The sequence below is a fragment of the Achromobacter sp. Marseille-Q0513 genome (assembly GCF_018195695.1).
Classification (GTDB): domain Bacteria; phylum Pseudomonadota; class Gammaproteobacteria; order Burkholderiales; family Burkholderiaceae_B; genus Achromobacter.
Genome location: NZ_JAGTJY010000536.1, coordinates 1 through 444, shown reverse-complemented (window position 1 = coordinate 444; position 444 = coordinate 1). Strand labels below are relative to the sequence as shown.

Annotated in this window: 1 pseudogene; it reads right to left on the bottom strand. The window is 65.8% G+C overall.

Annotation, left to right across the window (positions count from 1 at the left end):
• Positions 1–146 precede the first annotated feature (146 nt).
• Positions 147–444 (bottom strand): annotated as a pseudogene (locus KDH83_RS31650) (gamma-glutamylcyclotransferase); the annotation flags it as partial.

Here is a 444-nt window from a genome sequence, read left to right as displayed (position 1 = left end):
CACGTGGAGCAAGGGGCGGCATCAGGGGCAACGGGGACCCGTTTTGGCATAGTGACCTCTATAGCGCCCGTCGAGCGGCGGGTAGCCGGTGCGGGCAGGAAGCTTGATGACAATTGCTATTGTAGTCCGTTGTTACTACGGGTGTCTTACCTGCGCGCGGCGTCCTTGGACATGAACGTCGCGCAAGCGTTCCCGGCGCGTCGGTGAAGGATCCAGTCCGTGACCTGGTCGACGGCCGCGATGTCGCTGGCGGCGCCCCGCAAGGCGGGATCGATCGGGTAGTACTGGCAGGACAGTTCCGCGCCGTCCGGGCCGGGCTGCGCGAGGCGCGCCAGCACGTCGCGGCGCAGGAAGCAGCCGGGCCGGCCGGGACGGTAGTCCTCGATTTCGTCCATCAAGTGGATATGGGCCGGCTCGACCTGATAGATATCTCCTAGGACGCGA